The sequence below is a fragment of the Methanogenium sp. MK-MG genome, assembly GCF_009914725.1.
GTDB lineage: Archaea > Halobacteriota > Methanomicrobia > Methanomicrobiales > Methanomicrobiaceae > Methanogenium.
In genome coordinates, this window is record NZ_JAAAWJ010000010.1 from 20,230 (window position 1) to 37,612 (window position 17,383).

At 58.1% G+C, this 17,383-nt stretch carries 17 protein-coding genes; 15 read left to right on the forward strand and 2 right to left on the reverse strand.

Annotation, left to right across the window (positions count from 1 at the left end; translation table 11 throughout):
• Positions 1-5 precede the first annotated feature (5 nt).
• A complete protein-coding gene (locus tag MKMG_RS02800; protein WP_165075317.1) occupies positions 6-401 on the reverse strand; it encodes a hypothetical protein in 396 nt (131 codons plus the stop codon).
• 257 nt (positions 402-658) lie between these two features.
• Between MKMG_RS02800 and fhcD the strand changes: the two genes are divergently transcribed.
• From fhcD to pheT, 15 genes are all read left to right on the forward strand, one after another.
• Positions 659-1,540: a formylmethanofuran--tetrahydromethanopterin N-formyltransferase gene (fhcD, locus tag MKMG_RS02805; protein WP_165075319.1), complete on the forward strand. Its 882-nt coding sequence runs from the start codon at positions 659-661 to the stop codon at positions 1,538-1,540.
• A 91-nt stretch (positions 1,541-1,631) separates the two neighbouring features.
• Complete coding sequence (locus tag MKMG_RS02810) at positions 1,632-2,588, forward strand: DUF1743 domain-containing protein (RefSeq protein WP_165075321.1); 957 nt, start codon at positions 1,632-1,634, stop codon at positions 2,586-2,588.
• Positions 2,572-3,462: a methanogenesis marker protein 11 gene (mmp11, locus tag MKMG_RS02815; RefSeq protein ID WP_165075323.1), complete on the forward strand. Its 891-nt coding sequence runs from the start codon at positions 2,572-2,574 to the stop codon at positions 3,460-3,462. The genes MKMG_RS02810 and mmp11 overlap by 17 nt, the downstream gene beginning before the upstream one ends.
• Positions 3,444-4,409, forward strand: a complete 966-nt coding sequence (locus MKMG_RS02820; protein WP_165075325.1) for a radical SAM protein — start codon at positions 3,444-3,446, stop codon at positions 4,407-4,409. Before mmp11 ends, MKMG_RS02820 begins: the two co-directional genes overlap by 19 nt.
• Positions 4,406-5,602 carry a thiamine pyrophosphate-dependent enzyme gene (locus tag MKMG_RS02825; protein WP_165075327.1) on the forward strand — a complete coding sequence of 399 codons (1,197 nt, stop codon included), beginning with the start codon at positions 4,406-4,408 and terminating at the stop codon, positions 5,600-5,602. Before MKMG_RS02820 ends, MKMG_RS02825 begins: the two co-directional genes overlap by 4 nt.
• A complete protein-coding gene (locus MKMG_RS02830) occupies positions 5,583-6,713 on the forward strand; it encodes a homocitrate synthase family protein (RefSeq protein ID WP_165075329.1) in 1,131 nt (376 codons plus the stop codon). The genes MKMG_RS02825 and MKMG_RS02830 overlap by 20 nt, the downstream gene beginning before the upstream one ends.
• A complete protein-coding gene (locus MKMG_RS02835; protein ID WP_165075331.1) occupies positions 6,710-7,924 on the forward strand; it encodes an aconitase/3-isopropylmalate dehydratase large subunit family protein in 1,215 nt (404 codons plus the stop codon). Before MKMG_RS02830 ends, MKMG_RS02835 begins: the two co-directional genes overlap by 4 nt.
• Complete coding sequence (locus tag MKMG_RS02840; RefSeq protein WP_165075333.1) at positions 7,921-8,391, forward strand: 3-isopropylmalate dehydratase; 471 nt, start codon at positions 7,921-7,923, stop codon at positions 8,389-8,391. Before MKMG_RS02835 ends, MKMG_RS02840 begins: the two co-directional genes overlap by 4 nt.
• Complete coding sequence (locus MKMG_RS02845; RefSeq protein WP_165075335.1) at positions 8,388-9,227, forward strand: hypothetical protein; 840 nt, start codon at positions 8,388-8,390, stop codon at positions 9,225-9,227. The genes MKMG_RS02840 and MKMG_RS02845 overlap by 4 nt, the downstream gene beginning before the upstream one ends.
• Positions 9,228-10,211, forward strand: coding sequence for an isocitrate/isopropylmalate dehydrogenase family protein (locus tag MKMG_RS02850; protein ID WP_165075337.1), 984 nt, complete (start codon positions 9,228-9,230; stop codon positions 10,209-10,211).
• A gap of 79 nt (positions 10,212-10,290) precedes the next feature.
• Positions 10,291-11,136 (forward strand): deoxyribonuclease IV, encoded by an 846-nt coding sequence (locus tag MKMG_RS02855; protein ID WP_165075339.1) that lies wholly within the window; start codon positions 10,291-10,293, stop codon positions 11,134-11,136.
• A gap of 81 nt (positions 11,137-11,217) precedes the next feature.
• On the forward strand, positions 11,218-12,213 hold the full coding sequence (gene endA / locus MKMG_RS02860) for a tRNA-intron lyase (RefSeq protein ID WP_165075341.1): 996 nt from the start codon (positions 11,218-11,220) through the stop codon (positions 12,211-12,213).
• A gap of 13 nt (positions 12,214-12,226) precedes the next feature.
• Positions 12,227-13,483, forward strand: a complete 1,257-nt coding sequence (locus tag MKMG_RS02865) for a tryptophan--tRNA ligase (RefSeq protein ID WP_165075344.1) — start codon at positions 12,227-12,229, stop codon at positions 13,481-13,483.
• On the forward strand, positions 13,483-14,919 hold the full coding sequence (locus MKMG_RS02870) for a phenylalanine--tRNA ligase subunit alpha (RefSeq protein WP_165075346.1): 1,437 nt from the start codon (positions 13,483-13,485) through the stop codon (positions 14,917-14,919). Before MKMG_RS02865 ends, MKMG_RS02870 begins: the two co-directional genes overlap by 1 nt.
• A complete protein-coding gene (pheT, locus tag MKMG_RS02875; RefSeq protein ID WP_165075348.1) occupies positions 14,919-16,547 on the forward strand; it encodes a phenylalanine--tRNA ligase subunit beta in 1,629 nt (542 codons plus the stop codon). Before MKMG_RS02870 ends, pheT begins: the two co-directional genes overlap by 1 nt.
• On the opposite strand, the gene hisF is transcribed toward pheT, so the two are convergent.
• The gene (gene hisF / locus MKMG_RS02880; RefSeq protein ID WP_165075350.1) at positions 16,516-17,322 is read right to left on the reverse strand and encodes an imidazole glycerol phosphate synthase subunit HisF; all 807 of its coding nucleotides are present in this window, start codon (positions 17,320-17,322) and stop codon (positions 16,516-16,518) included. The two genes, pheT and hisF, sit on opposite strands and share 32 nt — an antisense overlap.
• Positions 17,323-17,383: the final 61 nt, after the last annotated feature.

Here is a 17,383-nt window from a genome sequence, read left to right on the forward strand (position 1 = left end):
AAAAATTATTCGGCGGGAAGAACCTTCTTCCACCAGATGACCTGTCCATCCTCAACTTTGAGCACTTTAAGGTAATTGATCATCACATCGCCAGGCACTGCAGAGACATCTGCACCGGTCGGCACAAAGAGCATCAGTGGTTCAAGTGCCACCCCTGCCTCACGGGCCGCATCGCAATGCTGCTGCATCAGGCCTGCCTTCTCTGGAGATACACCCGCTTCCATGCAGACCTCCACAGGATAGCATGAAGTTTTGCCGAAGCGCTTCCTCGATACGACATATGCAAATGATGCACCGCCGCACTCGGGTTCTCTGTCAATATTCCATCCCTCGCCCGGTGAGAACATCTTTCTCAGGTCACGGGTAACATATGAATTCATTACATCTCTGGAATCGCCCATGTTCCAATCTCCTCTATAATATGAGATTTCATCTTACTAAATTTAAACTTATCTCATTTGTTGGACCGGCATTTTGGCGGAAAAAAGGATATATTCGCAATTTTTTGAAAATAACCGAAAATATAACGATATACTCAGCATCAGTCCTACTGTCAGCACCTCCTTCGGTTGCCCTCATCTGCCGCAAATAACTGCGAAAAAGAAAGCTTATAGTAAGGAGGTGCACCACATATTGTATTGTTATCGAGAGGTTTAATATGGAATTAAACGGCGTTTTTATCGAAGATGAGTATGCAGAGGCATTCCCCAACTGGGCATGCCGTGTCATTATCACAGCAATCAATGAGAAATGGGCAGTGAACGCAGCTACAGAAGCAACCGGTTTTGCCACATCAGCAATCGGCTGCCCCTGTGAAGCAGGAATTGAACGTATTCTCTCTGCCGAAGAGACACCGGACGGGCGTCCCGGTGTTGCCATCATGATCTTTACCGGCGGCAAGAAGAAGCTAAAAGAACAGGTTGTCGAGCGCCTTGCAGAGTGTGTGCTCACCTCACCTACCGCAGCAGTCTTTGACGGCATGCCCGAGGCAGAGGAACGCATTGACGTCAAACTCCACTTCTTCGGCGACAAATTTGAGCACAAGGTGGAAGTCGGCGGACGCAAATGCTGGGCCATCCCCATCATGAACGGCGAATACATCGGTGAGGAAGAGTTCGGCATTGTCAAAGGCATTGCAGGCGGCAACTTCTTTATCATGGGAGAGTCCGTTGAAGCCGCACTCGAAGCATCAGAGAAGGCAATCGAGGCCATTAAGACCGTGCCCGGCTCCATCACATCATTCCCTGTTGTGGCATCCGGTTCAAAGGTCGGCTCAAATGCCTACAAGTTCATGGTGGCCACCACCAATGAGAAGTACTGCCCGAGCATCCGTGACCAGGTGGAAGACACCAATGTCCCCGAGGGTGTTGCATGCATCTATGAGATTGTGATCGACGGTGTTGACGAAGCAGCCATCAAAGCAGCCACCAAGGCAGGCGTTGAGGCAGCAGTCACGGTGCCCGGCATCAAACGGATCACCTCAGGAAACTTTGGCGGCACCCTTGGTCCGTACAAGTTCCAGCTCTCCGAGATTCTCTAAAACCCCTTTTTTTATCCCGGTGCACTGCGCATTCCTTAAATACCTTTGTTGCCGATAATTCTGTTAACGAAAATTTCGGTGACAAGCATATATGATAGTATTCACACCTGACGAGATACAGAAACGGTTCGGGCGCCTCTTTTCACAGCGCCTGCTGGTAATGGTTGACGAAGACGCAGGACGGGCAGAGATCCTCGAGGAATGCCGGTGCCGTGGGTCCATTGAATGGGATGTAATGAACCGGAAGCGTGCCGGCGGGGCTGTCATCGGCATCACGGTCGAAGGCACATCGATGACCATGCAGGCAAAAATCGGCCACTATCCCGCCCGCTTCGGCCCGGCTGACAAGGAACTTGGCGGTCAGGCACTCGAAGGTGTGGAGATATGCGGTGACGAGGTCGCCACATCCTGGGCAGGCATTGCAGGCGCCGGCGTCGGTGTTGCAGCATGCCTACCGCAGGCACCGGGCGTCATCCGGACAGAATATGAATCTGAAGATGACCTGAAGATAGGCGGTGCCCACCTCAGCCGGTCACGGATCATCACCCCCCGCTATGAGAAGGTGACCATCGGCATCGATGACACGGATACCAAAGAGGAGGGGGCCACATGGGTGCTTGCAAGCCAGTGTGCCGAGGCATGCCCGGTTGAAGGTGTGGAGTATCTGAATATGCGCCTCATCCAGCTGAACCCAAAGGTCCCGGACAAGACGACAAACTGCGTCGGTTCGGCCCTGAATTTCGCGGTCCGCCCGGATAAAATTGAAGAACTGCTCACCTATGTGCGTGACTTCATCCAGAAGAACTCTGTCAGTGATGACACCGGCATTGCCGTGTACCGCGGCATCGGCCTTCCGGAAGAGTCAGCCTACCAGACGAAAGTAAAGACCGAGGTCTTAAACCAGGAGGAATGTGAAGCAGAGGCGAAACGCCTTGGCATCACCTATATCGACACCTGCGCGGGGAAGGGCAGAATAGGGGCACTCGGTGCAGTGCTCTGGGCAAACAAAGGCATTGAAGCGGCCGGGTTGTATGGCGAACATCTCTGACCCATATACAATCCGCTACCCGGAGATCTGCGCAGTCGCAGATGAAGACGGCACCACAGTAGAACTCATCGAAGAGTTTGCCTGCACCGGCGGGGCGATGTGGGCCGGCCACAATTACCAGAAGAGCCCTCTGGTGCAGTCGGTCCGGGTAATCGGCAACACCCAGCGCTTCCTGCTCTCTGCAGGGGAGGCAGACCTCCCGCTGGAAGGATCTTACTTCCCGGCAGGGATTGCCGCTGTGGAAGTCACCGGCGATGAGATAGGCATCACCTACCGCGGCGTGGGCGGCGGCGGTGTGGGTGCCACCGTCTGCCGTGCAGCAGCAGCAGGCGTCATCCGGTCGAAGAGCGACCCCTGTGGCGGCGGGCGTGAGGCGGGTGCCCAAATCTGGCTGCCCCGGCGTGAACGGGTCATCATCGGGGTGGACGACACCGATACCCCGGAGGAGGGGGCCACATGGACACTGGCACACAACATCGCTGAAGCGGTGCAGACCCCGGAGACCCGCTATATCTCCCATACCATTGTCCAGCTCTTCCCGGTGCCCTACCGGACCAAAAACTGCGTGGGCGTGGCATGTGAGTTTGCCACATCAGAACCGGAACAGCTGGTGAACGCATTCGAGGAACTGCTCCGCCGTTATACCCTCTCGGATGAGACCGGCATGGCGGTCTTCCGCGGGTTTTCCCCGGCACCCCTCACCGAATATGGATGGCAGGTGAAACGCGGCGAGGTCACACGCGATGACCTCAATGCCATTCGTGAGCATATCGAATGCCGCCTGAACGGGCGGGGCATCATCGGTGCTGCAGCGGCCATCCCGTTTGCAACCCGCTACAATGAGGCACTGTCAATATGCACTGGGGAGCACTGAAAGCCCGGATCCTTGCCTGCGGAACCGTGCGCCTGACAGGGACCTGCCGGTTCCACCCGGAACAGTCTACCGCAGGCCCGGGGGCAGGCGGCAGTGGATCCATCTTTTTTACGACACCTCATGGCCGTATCCGGCTTGCCGTTGATGAACAGTCCTCTCTGACACTGACCGCAGATGCAGACGGCAGTGCACGCCTCACCGGACCGGAGATTGACGTCTGCGGCCGCATTGAAGAGGCCGTATACCACTGCCCCCGGCAGGCCTACATCACCCTCTCGGAGGGGTGTATCTTCTCCTGCCGCTACTGTGCGGTGCCAACCCTGCCCAAACGCATCAAAACGACAGAGGAGGTTTGCGCAATGATTGCAGAGGTGGCAGATGATATTGATGCAATATCGCTCACCAGCGGGGTGATAGGATCAGTGGAGGAGGATGAGGCGAGAGCCATCACCGTGGCCCATGCGGTGGCAGGCTTCGGCATCCCGGTGGGCGTCTCCATCTATCCTCTGCCCGGCACACCGCAGCGGCTCAAAGACGCCGGTGCCTGCGAGGTGAAGTTCAATATCGAAGCGGCGACACCTGCTCTCTTCCAAAATATGTGCCCCGGCCTTGACTACGCAGGCACGTGGGCGATACTAAAAGAGTCTGTAGACATATTCGGCAGAAACAGGGTATTCTCCAATGTCATTCTCGGTCTGGGGGAGACGGACACCGAGATGGAGGCATGCATCCGCCGCCTCACCGACATCGGCGTGATCCCGGTCATCCGGCCTCTCGCCCCCACACCCAGCCTGCCGGGGCTTACCCGCCCACCGGCAGAACGCATTCTCAGGATGGCAGTGTTTGCAAAAAAAGAACTAACAAAAGCGGAGCTTGACCCCACACAGGCAAAGACCATGTGCAGCCTCTGCGGCGGATGTGATCTCGTGGCCGGGAGGGATGTATGAACCCCGCCCTGCAGCAAGATGAAACAGGAGAGGCATGCCTCGCCATAGCACTCCGGGCGGCGGCTGACTGCTTCTACACGGTGCCGGGCTATCCTGTCACCTCCCTGGGAGAAGCCTGCGGGGCGGTCTGCACCGTTAACGAGAAGGTGGCGCTCGAGTACGCACTCGGGGATGCCGTCTCCGGGCGGCGGGCCTGTGTCATCCTCAAGAACGTCGGCCTGAACGCCTGCATGGACCCCCTGATGAATGCCGCCGTGCAGGGAATCTCCGGGGGACTGGTCATCGTCGTCGGGGATGATACCGAAGTCCGCGGGTCACAGAATGCGCAGGACTCCCGCTGTATCGGGAGGGTCGCAGAGATACCCGTATTCGCCCCGGAGGCAGATGATCTTGCCACAGTGGCAGAAACGGCATTCCGGGCCTCTGAACGCTTCTCCCGCATCGCACTGGTGCGGGTGACGCCCGCAGTCCTTGCAGCAGAGACGACCGGCACCCCGCCGGCACGAAACCAGCAAAAAGGGATCATCGCTGATTCGTCACTGACAATGCGGGGCCGGACAGAGACGGCAGAATGCAGGCGCGAAGAGATGGTGCGGTGGGCGCAGGAGAGCACCATTCCCGCACTCGTCTACCCGCCGCATCAGGGCAGCGTGCCGTCCTGTTCAACCGTGTCTTCTCCGGCCGGTGCGCCGGAGACGATGCAGTCACGCGGGTTTGCCCGCACCTTCTGCAGGAGTTGTCCGTATATCCCCCTCCTGCGGGTGATGCGGGAGACGGGAATGCATCCCGTCTTAGACATCGGCTGCGGCCTCCTCTCCAAAAATCCACCCTGGGAAGTGGGCACTGCCGGATACGGACTGGGATCTGCCCCGGCGGTGGCAGCCAAAAGCACCGGGGTAGCGCTGATGGGCGACTATGCTCTGATGCACTCAGGGCTGAGTGCCCTTGCAGACATCCGTGAAAAGAGACTGCCCGTCCTTGTCGTGATTGTGGAAAACGGCGTCCTGGGGATGACCGGAAAACAGGCGGCACCGGATATCCTACCCTATATCAGCTGGGCTGCACCGGTGATGGTGGATGCCGCTGACGTTGCGGCCATCCGGGCCGCACTGCTGCCGGAAGACCGGCTGAAATGTGTAATTATCAGGGGCAAATGCCCCGAGGGAGAAGACCATGAAACCGTGGAATGTTGAGATCTGTGATGTAACACTCCGTGATGGTGAACAGACACCGGGCGTGTCATTCACCTGTGAAGAGAAGATGGCAATCGCCTCACTTCTGGATGAAACCGGGGTGGAGGTCATTGAGGCCGGTTTTCCGGTGGTATCAGAGAATGAGTGCCGGTGCGTACAGGAGATCTGCAGAATGGGGCTTGACGCCCGCATCTGCTGCCTTGCACGGGCCGTCCCCGGTGATATTGATGCGGCCATCGGCTGCGGGGTGGATCTCGTAAGCATCTTTTTTGCGACATCTGACCTGCACATGAAGATAAAATACCGGTGCGCTCCTGATGAGATGCTGGAACGGGCCCTCGGGATGGTTGACTATGCTCATGACCACGGGCTTCGTGTCCGTTTCGCAGCAGAGGACGGATCCCGCACAGACCCCGCCTTTCTGCGGAAGATGTATGCGGCAGGCGCGGAGCATGGGGCAGAGTATTCCGGGTTTGCCGATACTCTCGGGTGCCTGACGCCGGTTGATATGATGCGGTTCATGGAGCAGACAGGCAGCAACATACCGAACAAGCTTGCCATCCACTGCCACAACGACCTTGGGTGCGCCACCGCAAACACCATCACTGCAGCAGAGTACGGAGCATTTCAGCTGCACACCACCGTAAACGGCATCGGGGAACGGACCGGCAACGCCCGGCTCGAAGAGGTGCTCGCCCTCCTGCGGCTGAAAGGGGGCGTGGAGCGCTATGACCTTACCTGTCTTCCTAAACTTTCTGCAATGGTTGAAGAGTTCAGCGGCATCCGGATGATGGACACCAAACCTGTCGTCGGGAAGAATGCCTTCTCCCACGAAAGCGGCATCCACATCGCAGCGATGCTTGAGGATCCGGATACCTATGAATACCTTCACCCGGAGACGGTGGGCAGAGAGCGCCGGTATATCCTCGGCAAACATACCGGCAAAAAGGCCATCGAACATGTGATCGCCTCGAAGGGGTGTACACTCTCCCCCGCACAGGTGCACTGGGTACTCTGCCGGGTCAAGGAGATCTCTGAAAGGAAATGCAGTATAACAGACGAGATCCTCATGAACCTCCTGCGTGAGGCACAGGACCGGGGTGAAGCATGAGCACTCTTTCAGAACGTATCCTCGGCGGATCCGCGGGCACCTACGTGGACCGTGAAGTGGACCGGGCCTTTGCCCACGACGGCACCGGTGTGCTGGCAATGGAGGCATTCCGGAGGATGGGTGTCCCAACACCGGCCCGCCCGGAGACGGTCTCCATCATCTACGACCATCTGGCACCGGCAAACACCTCACAGACGGCCACACTCCAGAAGGAGCTGCGGGAATTTGCCGCTGCCGCAGGCTTTGCCTTCACTGACGTCGGCGGCGGCATCTGCCACCAGCTGATGAGCGAAGGGCGTGTGCTGCCCGGAGAAGTGGTCGTGGGCGCAGACTCCCATTCCTGCACAACCGGTGCCTTTGGCGCCTTCTCCACCGGCGTGGGTGCAACCGACATGGCGGCCATCTGGGCAGAGGGGAGCACCTGGTTCCGCGTCCCCGATACGATTAATATCGAACTCACCGGCCACCTCCCCGCATGGTGCGAGGCAAAGGATATCGTCCTCACGGTCACCGGCCGCATCGGCATGGACGGCGGCACCTACCGTGCGCTGGAATACACCGGCGACGGGGCCGCCGCACTTTCAATGGCGGGCCGGCTCACCCTCTGCAACATGGCCGTGGAATGCGGCGCAAAAACAGGTCTCTTCTACGCCGACAGGACAACACAGGCATACCTCGCCCGCTACGGCCACAACGTCGAACGACAGGAACCGGAGGACGCCACCTACTGCCGTGAACTCCACATTGATCTGGCAGACATGGAACCCGTCCTCTCGGTTCCGCACCGGGTGGATACCGTGGCCCCGGTCACCGAGTATGCAGGCACGCCCCTTGATCAGGTCTTTGTCGGCACCTGCACGAACGGCCGGTATGAGGATCTGGAACGCTTCGCCCGCATCGTCCGTGGAGGGCAGGTGGCATGCCGGACCATCGTTGTGCCAGCGTCCCGTGCCATCATGCAGCAGGCAGCAGAGACCGGCATCCTCGCAGAGATCATCGCTGCCGGATGTATGGTCGGCCCGCCGGGCTGCGGACCCTGCCTCGGGATGCACATGGGCGTCCTCGGGGAGGGGGAGACAGCCCTCTCGACTGCCAACCGGAACTTCAAAAACCGGATGGGCGTCGGGGCGGAATATTATCTCGGGTCGGTGGCTACGGCCGCGGTGAGTGCGCTTTCAGGCGAAATAACTTCGCCGGAGGGTGCTCTATGACCCTCTCGGGCCCTGCCGTCTGCATAGGAAAAGACATCGACACCGACCTTGTCATCGCCGGCCGCTACCTCCGGACGAAGGAGACCTCGGTCTGGGCCGAGCATGTCTTCGAAGACCTTGACCCAACGCTTGCCCCCCGGCTGAAGGGCGCAGTCCTTGTGGCAGGCAATAATATGGGCTGCGGGTCGTCACGGGAACAGGCACCGGTTGCGATACGGGAGGCGGGTGCCATCGCCGTCATCGCCCCTTCCTTTGCCCGAATCTTCTTTCGCAATGCCATTAATGTCGGTCTGCCGGTCATCGAGTGTGATGGTATCACCTGCCATGATGGCAGCATGGTCACCATCTCGCTGGAGGAGGGCTGGGTGGAAACAGGCGGGGTGCGCCATCCGATCCGCCCCCTCTCCGACAGGATGCAGGATATTCTCGCTGCAGGCGGCCTCGTTCCTTACTGGAGGAACCGATGATCTTCCCGGAAGAGTGCAAGACCATCGGGTATGCTGACGGCAGACCTGCCGGGAATAAAGTCTACTTCCTCTCACGCTACCTCGTCCGCCGGACGGAAACCGGTTATGAAGTGCTGGAGGTGGAAACGGAAGACGGGAGCTCCATGCTCAGGGAGATTCGGTCCTCCCGCCTGCTGGCAGGAGAGGCGGACATAGGCATGTACCCCGAAAAGGTGAACCTCCACAACCGCCCGGACCTCATCCGGCGGGCACAGCAGACCGGAAAACGCTGCACAGTCTTTACCGGGTCTGACGAGCACATGACCTTTGTCTGTGACCCGTCGGATGAGGAAATCCTCACCATTCATGTCTATGACGCAGAACCGCCCCGCCCGAATCTCGCCCATATCATCCGCGACCTTGAAGAGACCGGCCTCTTCGGGGAGTGCGGCGTGCAGTTCAGTTATCATATCGCAGACATCCGAAAGACAGAAGCAGAGGTATATCCCTGCCGGGCGGCAGGATTCTCCCGCACGATTGACAATGACCGTCTGCGGGGCGATGAGACGGTCGCAGGATGCCTGACGGGCAGGCAGGTGCTTGCCGAATGTTATGGAAAGGAGACAGCATTCTCTGTCACTGACATCTGCCCCGCAAACCAGGTGGCACAAGAACCCTTCATCGCACGCTGCTGCCGGTCTGAACGGACTGGCATTGGCGCCCATGACGGATACTACGGTGCGGTCGTCCACTGGGGGGCAACCCCACGGATCATCGCAGAGGCGGTCTTTACCGTCTGTGCAGGCTGGAAGAAGAGACAGATGGAGAAGGAGATGGAAACGGAGGAAAATAAGTAAATGACCACAATTGCAGTCGTCGAAGGGGACGGCATCGGACAGGAAGTCATCCCGGTGGCTCGTGACGTCCTTGCACTCCTCCACCCGGAGTATGAATGCTATCCGGTGGAAGTTGGCTACGGAAAATGGAAGAAGACGGGGGAGGCATGCACGGCAGATGACATCTCCCTCCTCCGTGACGCGGATGCCATCCTCTTCGGGGCCGTGACCACCCCGCCTGCGGCCGATTACCGCAGTGTCGTGTTACAGATTCGAAAGGAACTGGACCTCTATGCCAACCTCCGGCCCGTCCGGGGGAAGGGAGTGGACATCATGGTCGTGCGGGAGAATACCGAAGGCCTCTACTCCGGCATTGAATGGCAGGAGGAAGACCGGGCCTCAACCCTGCGGGTCATCACCAGAAAGGGGAGCGAACGGATTGCACGGGCCGCCTGCCGTATTGCACGGGAACGCAGAAACCACCTGACCATCGGGAACAAGGCAAACGTCATCAAATCGGATGTATTCTTCCGTGACATCTGCATCAAAACAGCAGAAGAGGAGGGTGTCCTGTACACGACCGCATTCATTGACGCCCTGACACTGGACGTCCTCATGCACCCGGACCGTTATGATGTCATCGTCACCACCAACATCTTCGGTGACATCCTCTCTGATGCGGCCGCCTATCTGGTGGGGGGGCTGGGCATGCTTCCCAGTGCAAACATCGGTGACCGGCACGCACTCTTTGAACCCGTCCACGGGAGTGCCCCGGATATTGCGGGGCAGGGCATCGCAAACCCGGTCGCCGCCGTCCGGTCAGCGGCGATGCTCCTGCACCACCAGGGGGATGCACGCGGGGCAGCCCTCATCGAAGAAGCCATCCGCCTGACGGCAGAGGCAGGCATCATGACACCTGATACCGGCGGAAAGGCATCCACCGCAGAGGTCGGTGCCGCGATTATCTCCACACTCCGCCGGCTCACGTATGGGACATGCCGCTAACCACCTGCATCCCCCCCCATCCCCCGGCCGGCATGCCATCCCTTTTTACACCCGAAATACAGATCCATCTCTGACAGCCATGATCAATATCGGATGCCATGTCTCCATCGCAGGATCACTGGAAAAGGCTGTATCCCGTGCACAGGAACGGACCTGCACCACCTTCCAGATATTCACCCGCAACCCCCGCGGCTGGAAGGTAAAACCCCTGACAACAGAGGACGCAGAAGCCTTCCGGCTGGCCGTCAGAGAGAGCGACATCGCCCCGGTGGTGGCGCACATGCCCTACCTTCCCAACCCCGCCTCGCCCCGGCCGGAAGTCTGGGATAAGTCCGTTGCTGCGATTGCAGGAGAGGTGGAGCGCTGCCGCATGCTGGGCATCCCCTACCTTGTCACCCATCTGGGCAGCAGTCTTGGCAGCGACGCTGCCGAGGCACGCCAACGGGCAATAACAGCCATCGGAAAGGGAGCAGCAGCCTCTGAAGGAGAGGTGATGATTCTCCTCGAAAATACGGCGGGTACGAAGAACAGCATCGGCACCACCTTTGAGGAGATCGCCGTCATCATGGAAGGGGTGGGCAGGCACGGGCCGGTCGGCGTCTGTTTTGACACCTGCCACGGATTTGCAGCAGGTTATGACCTCAGGACAGCGGAGACCACAGACGCTGTCGTCAGACACTTTGACGCAGTGATTGGTCTCTCGCACCTGAAGGTCATCCACCTCAACGACACCACATCTGAACTCGATGGCAGGCGTGACCGCCATGAACATATCGACCTCGGGAAGATCGGCATGGAAGGCATCCGGTCGGTGGTCACCCACCCGGCGCTGCAGGGCCTCCCCTTTATCTGTGAGACACCGGTGGACAAACGCCGAAACGATCAGGGGAATATTGCATGTGCCCGAAGAATAGCAGGAGAATAAGAGGCGGGCAGCAGGAGGGGCAGATCACATGCATGCCTCCCTGCCCAGTTATTTAAGATAGCATCCCCAATTTTACTGACAGTGAAGGCGAGACGGGACGGCACCACAGTGGTGCTCGGAAAGGACGGAGATACCCTGTATGACCAGAGCGGGTATGGCCGGAAGACAGCAGACGGGCTCAGCCTATCTCCGGAAGAGGCCCTGTATCTGGTACTGAAAAAGAAGATCACAGTAGAGGGCGAGAGTTTTGAGTCACTCATCACAGAATTCTCAGCCCTGCCCGGGTTTATGCGGCGGTTTCTGGTCTACCGGGATATGCGGGAAAGAGGCTATGTGATCCTGCCCGGGCCTCAGGACTTCCGCGTATTCCGGCGGGGAGAGAGACCCGGCACAGGGAGAACAAATTATCTCATCCGCGTGCTCTCCGAGCGTGACCTCATCACCTTCCGTGAACTTGCAGGGGAAGTGGAATCAGCGACGCATATGCGCAAACAGTTTGTCCTCGCAGCAGTCGATGACGAAGACGAACTCACCTACTATGATGTGAAGACCGAAACCCTGAAGGAAGCAGGCCCGGCACTGGATATCCCACCGGTCACCGCAATCCGTGCCGGAAATTCCGTCATCACGCAGAACACTGCAGCATTTCCTGACCCCCTGTGGTTTGGTACAAAACTTGACAATACCCGCCTGATGCTCTCCCCGATGGAGACCCTCTACCTGCTTGACACAGGGTGTCTCATCATAACCGGAGATGAGAACGGGGAAGCCATCCGGCAGGACATACCAAAAGAGGACGCGGAATGGAAAGAGAAGTCACAGGTCTACACATACCTGCGCTCCCAGGGCCACATCCCCCGTACCGCCTATAAATTCGGCCACCATTTCCGCGTATACTCTGGAGAAATGAAACACTCCGAACTGCTGGTCCACGCCCTTCCCGCTGATGCGTCCCTGCCCATGAGCGTGATATCACGTTCAGTCAGGCTGGCGCACAGTGTGAGAAAGAAGATGCTTTTTGCATGTACCGAACAAAATGGTATTGAATTCGTTGAATTTGCACGAATCAAATTGTGAGTGATCTGTTTCTATGCAGTCGGAGATTAACCCATGGTCTGCAAACCAGTCCATCGACACGGATAAACTCTTTACGGAGTTTGGAATCGAACCTATTGAGCCCATGCTCCCGGAGATCCGCAACCCCCCGGCATTTATGCGCCGGGGCATTGTGATCGGGCACCGTGACTATCGCCCCATCGTGGATGCGATGAATAATGGCACGCCCTTTCATGTGCTGACCGGGTTTATGCCGTCCGGGCATCCCCACCTCGGTCACCTGATGGTGATGAAAGAGGTGGTCTGGCACGTGCAGCAGGGCGGAAACGGGTATGTGGCAGTCGCCGACCGTGAGGCACATGCCGTGCGCAATATCTCATGGGACAAATGCAATGAATACGGCAGGGAATATCTCACCTGTCTCTATGCACTGGGGTATGAGGGAGAGACCTACTACCAGAGCACCAATAACCGCCTCAAAGATCTCACCTTTGAAGCGGCCATAAAGATGAACTTCTCCGATCTGCAGGCAATATACGGCTTCGGGCAGGGGACCGCCCTCGCACATGCGATGAGTGTTGCAACGCAGGTCGCAGACATCCTCTTCCCACAGGCAGCAGCAGGTCCCGCACCCACCATCGTCCCGGTGGGCATTGACCAGGACCCCCATATCCGCCTCACCCGTGACATCGCACACAAACTGCGCTTTTTTACGGTCGAGATGCGGGACGGGTACGTGAGTGTGCGCTCCAAAAACGCACCCGAAGAGGCACTCGCCGCCGTGCATACGGCATTCCCCGGTTCAAAGAAATACGAGGGGCATGTTGACATCAAAGGCGGCAACCTCGCTGAAGTGGATGCAACAGTCCGCAACATTGAGATTGAATACGGCGGATTCGGATTCTACTCCCCGTCTGCCACATACCACTACTTTATGCAGGGCCTGCAGGGCGGCAAGATGTCGTCAAGTGTCCCGGAGAGCTTTATCGGGTTCTGTGATACAGAGAAGGCGGTCAAAAAGAAGATCATGGGCGCCGTCACCGGCGGCCGGATGACCCTTGAAGAACAGAAAAAGCTTGGCGGTGAACCGGAGAAATGCTCGGTCTATCTCCTCAACCTCTTCCACATGGTGGAGGACGACGACGAACTCACCGAGATCTGCCGGGCCTGCAAAGCAGGTGAACTGATGTGCGGCACCTGCAAGAAGGCGACATACGAACGGGTCAAAGAGTTCCTCTCTGACTTTAAAGAGCGGATGGATGAAGCGGAACATAAGGTGGATGAGCGATAATGGCGGAACTGACATATAATGAAAAACGCCTGATGGTGGTCTTAAACGCAATAAAAAAGGCCACACCAGAGGTGATTGCCGGTGAACTTAACACAACCGCAGCAGCCGTGGTCCAGTTTGCCCACCTCTGTGCCGACAAGGGCATTGCCAGCCTTGACCGGACCGTCACGGTCAGCTACTCCCTCACGACAGAAGGAGAGCAGTATGCCACCCTCGGTCTGCCTGAACGGCAGGTCTACACCTCATTCCGGAATGAAACCAGCATGAAAGACCTGCAGGCACACCCGCTCTCACGCATCGCCATCGGCTGGATGAAGAAGAAGGGCTGGGTTGCAATCGAGAAAGGGCAGGTGAAAAAGACCGGCGACGCACCGGAAGGTGCTGATGAAGTGGCGCTTCGTGACCCTGCCGCAAGCAGGGAAGGTATCCTTGAACTGGTGAAACGCGGTCTGGCAGAAGAGACCGAGACCACCACCTACACGATTGCCATCACCGAAACCGGAAAGGCGCTTGTCGAAGCAGGCCTTGACCTGAGAGAGGAGACAGGCACCCTCACCCGTGAACAGATTCTGTCAGGTGACTGGAAAGACCTGAACCTCCGGCGCTACAGCGTAGACAAACTGCCGAAACGCATCGTCCCCGGCAAGATTCACCCCTACCAGCGCCTCATCAACGAGATGCGCAGTGTGCTCCTTGAGATGGGATTTATTGAGATGTACGGGGATGTGGTGCAGAGTTCGTTCTGGAACTTTGACGCCCTCTTCCAGCCGCAGGACCACCCGGCACGGGAGATGCAGGACACCTTCTACTTAGACAGCACCACCCCCCTGCCGGAGAACTGGGAGGCAGTCCGTGACATACACGAACACGGCGGCACCACCTCATCCGTCGGATGGGGCGGCACCTGGATGCCTGCCAAGGCACAGACCAATGTGCTGCGGACCCATACCACCGGCCTCTCAATTCAGTACCTGAAGGATCATCCCGCTGACCCGGTGAAGGCCTTCTGCATCGGGAGAGTCTACCGGCGTGAGGCCATCGACCCCACCCATACTCCGGAGTTCGAGCAGCTGGAGGGCATCGTGATGGACAAGGACGTCTCATTCCGGCACCTCATGGGATTTTTAAAGGAGTTCTACGGGAGAATGGGATTCGAGGACGTGCGTTTCCGCCCGGCCTACTTCCCCTACACCGAGCCCTCGGTCGAACCGGAGGTCTACGTGGACGGCCTCGGCTGGGTTGAACTCGGCGGGGCAGGTATCTTCCGCGAGGAAGTCACCGACCCGTGGGGCGTGAAATACCCGGTGCTTGCCTGGGGACTCGGCGTATCCCGTGTTGCGATGCTGAAGATGGGTCTGCGTGACCTGCGCCAGCTCTACCGGAGTGACGTGGACTGGATACGTGACACACCCATGATGCAGGGAGGGAGAGACTAATGCCAATCATCAAACTGCCCTACGAGTACCTGGAGACGCTGACCGGCACCGACCGTGAGACCATCATCAACCGGGTGCCGATGATCGGTGCCGACATTGAACGTATCGAAGAGGACCATATCGATGTGGAGTTCTTCCCTGACCGGCCTGATCTCTTCTCCACCGAAGGTGTCGCACGGGCGATGCAGGGATTTCTGGGCCTGAAGACAGGCATCAATGATTATCCCGTCACCCCCTCCGGCATCAGCTTTAGGGTGGATCCCAGCCTGGCAGAGATTAGGCCCTTCCTGGGGTCTGCTGTCATCCGCAATGTCTCGTTAACAGAAGAGGCCATCGAGAGCCTGATGGGCCTGCAGGAAGCCCTGCACTGGGCGGTCGGCCGGGGACGCGGCAAGGTGGCGATTGGTGTGCATGATATGGACACCGTCACACCGCCGTTTTACTACCAGGCAGCACCGCGTGACCGTGCCTTCGTACCCCTTGACTTTGAAGAGGAGATGACGCTGGAGGAGATCCTCGGGCGCCACCCAAAGGGCATGGACTATGCCCACCTCGTACGGGACTGTGAGCGCTTCCCGCTCATCACTGACGCTGAGGACAATGTCCTCTCCTTCCCGCCCATCATCAACGGTGAACTGACAAAGGTGACAACAGCAACGAAGAATATCCTTCTCGACTGCACGGGCACCGATATGAAGGCCGTGATGACCGCGGTCAACAACATATGCACCGCCCTTGCGGACGCCGGTGCCACCATCGAGAGTGTCGAAGTGGACGGCACACCGATACCCTCCCTCGCCCCCTCGGTCCGCACCGTCAGTGCAGACGAGTGTCGCCGCCTGCTGGGTATACCCCTCACCGCAGAGGAGATGGCTGCCCATCTCAGGACCATGCGGTTCGGGGCTGAGGCAGAAAGTGAGGATGAGGTCAAAGTCACCGTGCCCTGCTACCGGGCTGACATCATGCATGACTGGGACATCTTTGAGGATGTGGCAATCTCCTATGGCTTCGAGAACTTCGATGCCGCATTGCCGGAATCGTTCACCACGGGGAAACCACATCCGGTGATGGTCATGATGGACGGTGTGCGTGAGATTCTTGCAGGCCTCGGATTTTTAGAGATGATGCCCTTCACCCTCACAAACGAACGGGTGCTCTACACCGCGATGCAGCGCGAACCAAATCCCGGAGTACTGAGGCTGCAGCACCCGATATCAGAGGAGCAGACCATTTTGCGCACCGACATCCTCCCGATGCTTGTGGAGACACTCCAGATCAACCACCACCGTGAACTGCCGCAGCGCCTCTTTGCCATCGGTGACTGCGTGGAAACAGAAGAGACCTTCCAGAAGGTGGCCGCCGTGAGCATACACACGGAGGCGGACTTCTCAGAGATCTACGCCTGCGCAGACGCTTTGATGCGGGAGATGCATATCCCGTATGAAATAGAGGAGTCAGACGACCCGGCATTCATTCCCGGACGCCGGGCCGATATCATCGTGGACGGGAAAAAAGCAGGAGTATTCGGGGAATTAAACCCGGATGTCATCCGGGCCTTTGAACTGGACGCACCGGTCTGTGCAATGGAAATAGATCTCAGATGCGTACAGGCACGTTTCTCTCTCTGAGATATTCTTTTACCTCTTTTATGGTCATCTCGCCGAAGTGAAAGACACTTGCGGCAAGGCAGGCGTCGGCATGGCCGACCACAAAGCCGTCATAGAAGTGTTCAAGGCTGCCGACACCGCCGCTTGCAATCACCGGAATGCCGACCCCGTCGGATATGGCCGCGGTCACCGCCACATCAAAGCCCTGCTTTACGCCGTCTGTCTCCATGGACGTCAGGAGAATCTCACCAGCACCACGGCGTTCGACCTCTTTTGCCCATTCCACCGCGTCAATGCCCGTCGGGTGGCTGCCGCCGTATATGACCACTTCATACCATACAACCGACCCGTCCGGCATGGTGATGGGTGTCACACCCTCACGCATATCATGATTCTTGCGCACGTCCATTGCGACAACAATGCACTGTGACCCGAACATCACGGCTCCTTCTAATATGAGTTCAGGGTTTTGCACGGCACTGGTGTTGATACTGACCTTGTCTGCACCCGCCCGGAGAATCTCCCGGATATCATCGATGGAACGTATGCCGCCGCCGACCGTGAGGGGCAAAAAGAGCTGGTCTGCCGCACGCTCGATCACATCGATGATGATGCCGCGGGCCTCCTTTGATGCGGTGATGTCCAGAAATACCACCTCATCGGCACCCTGCTCATTATACCGGGCGGCCAGTTCCACCGGGTCGCCGGCATCCCGCAGGCCAAGAAAATTAACCCCTTTCACAACCCTGCCGTCCTTTAAATCCAGACAGGGAATGATACGTTTTGTGAGAGCCATCGTAGTAGATGGTGTGTAGGTGGGGCATATGATTATTGTGTCTCAGCCTGCCGGACCGTCA